General features: G+C 49.1%; 2 protein-coding genes. One reads left to right on the forward strand and one right to left on the reverse strand.

Annotation, left to right across the window (positions count from 1 at the left end; genetic code table 11):
• A partial coding sequence (locus MJZ26_15080) for a hypothetical protein (protein MCQ2107100.1) occupies nt 1-482 on the reverse strand: 482 nt, incomplete at its 3' end.
• A 242-nt stretch (nt 483-724) separates the two neighbouring features.
• Between MJZ26_15080 and MJZ26_15085 the strand changes: the two genes are divergently transcribed.
• Nucleotides 725-1,674 (forward strand): hypothetical protein (locus MJZ26_15085; protein ID MCQ2107101.1); only part of this gene is annotated, 950 nt, incomplete at its 3' end.

Genomic DNA, 1,674 nt, shown 5'->3' on the forward strand with positions numbered 1-1,674 from the left:
ATTTCCGTATCTTCGTTGATTTCGAACATGCTCTTGCATACGGGAGTTTCTGCCGGCAGGGTGCCAGGCTTCAGGCCGGTGCTTAAGTCGGCTTCGTAGACAGAAAGAAGCATGCTCCTTTCAAACATGACGGTATCGACATCAACGCGAAGCTCCAGGTGCTTGGGAATTTCGCCACCAGTCTTGAGGCTAATTGACTGCTGCGTATCGGAGTTGATATCATTGGTCAGGATTGCAGAATCCAGCACCATTTCAATGCAGCGCGAAGAGGAAGAATTTTCGACGGAAGAGGACGACTTGGCAGAGGAAGAAGACCCCGGTTCGGTCGATTCGTCAGCATCATCTTTTTGGTCATCGTCCTTTTGGATATCTTCGGAAGTTTCATCGTCATTGGTACCAGAAGAACTATCGTCACCACAGGCGATAAGACCGAAGCCTGCCGCAAAAATGGCGGACCCTAGGAGAATTTTTTTGAAGTTCATATAGTATTCCTTTTTATGTGCGCATTTTTTACACAATTGCACCCCCTAGAAATATTCAAAAAAAGCTGAAAAAGCCCACGGTCATATTTGAAATAAGCAAAAAAACGCATTGAACCATTTAGAAATCATTACACCAGAATCAGAATAACCCCCGTAGTCTATAGACAACCCTTTATATGGGCACCCCCTGCCTTTTGATGGAGAAAGGGGGTATTTTTGATTTTGTAAAAAAAGGAGTGTCTATGTTTGGAATGGGAAAGTTTTTGGTTGGCGCTTTGGTAGGAACTGTTGCCGTGAACGCTTTTGCGGCATCCCCTTCTTTCAGGGTAGATTTTGACCAGAGCGGTCGCAATTCCAGCGAAGTTTCGGAACCGAATTACATTCCCTGGGTGGTGACAGGCGTTGCCTCCAAGGATACAACCATCAGCGGCGTCAAGGTGACGGTTGCCAAGGGCAGTGCCGGTACCAACTTGAAGACCAACTGGTACAAGGCTGCGATTCAGGCTCCCAGCTACGCAAAACTGGTTGGGGACGGCATCCTGGTGGAAGAAGGAAACGCCGGTGGCGAAATCAGCCTGAGCTTTTCTGGATTGTCTGCCGGAACCCATACGCTTCTCGCCTACCTGAATAATGTGGACGCACCCACCGCCTTTACTTACAGCAAGATTGATGTGTATGTAAATGGTTCAAAGGTTACAACCGTTACTCCATCAAATCGAGCTCTTTCTACAGAGGAGGCGGCTACCGCTTATGTTTCCTTCGCTGTGGGAAGTGCAGGAACGGCTACGGTGAAGTTCGTGCCCAGCACTTCTAACGCCACTTTCCGCAATGTGACTTTGAACGGTTTCGCCTTGAATGTAGCGAATACAGCCTCTCAGGCAAGTGCTCCTGTTCCCAGTGATTTAGATGATCACGCCGCTCATAATAATGGCGGACTGACTTTGACCTGGACGGCGGCTAAGAACGCCCAGAAGCATCAGGTTTATTTTGGAACGGATTCCGCGACGGTAGCTGCAGCAACTTCTGCCGCTGTAGGTAGCTCCGCTGCCCCGAACGCAGCCGCCGCAGAATACAAGGGCGAGCAGACCGCAACGACTTATAAAATTTCTGGTGCAACTCCGCTGAATACTTACTTCTGGCGAGTAGATGAAGTGGACGCAAACGGTGTTGTAACTAAAGGCGACGTGTGGCG

Origin of the sequence: Fibrobacter sp. (genome assembly GCA_024398965.1) — a bacterium.
In the GTDB taxonomy this organism is placed as follows: Bacteria; Fibrobacterota; Fibrobacteria; order Fibrobacterales; family Fibrobacteraceae; genus Fibrobacter.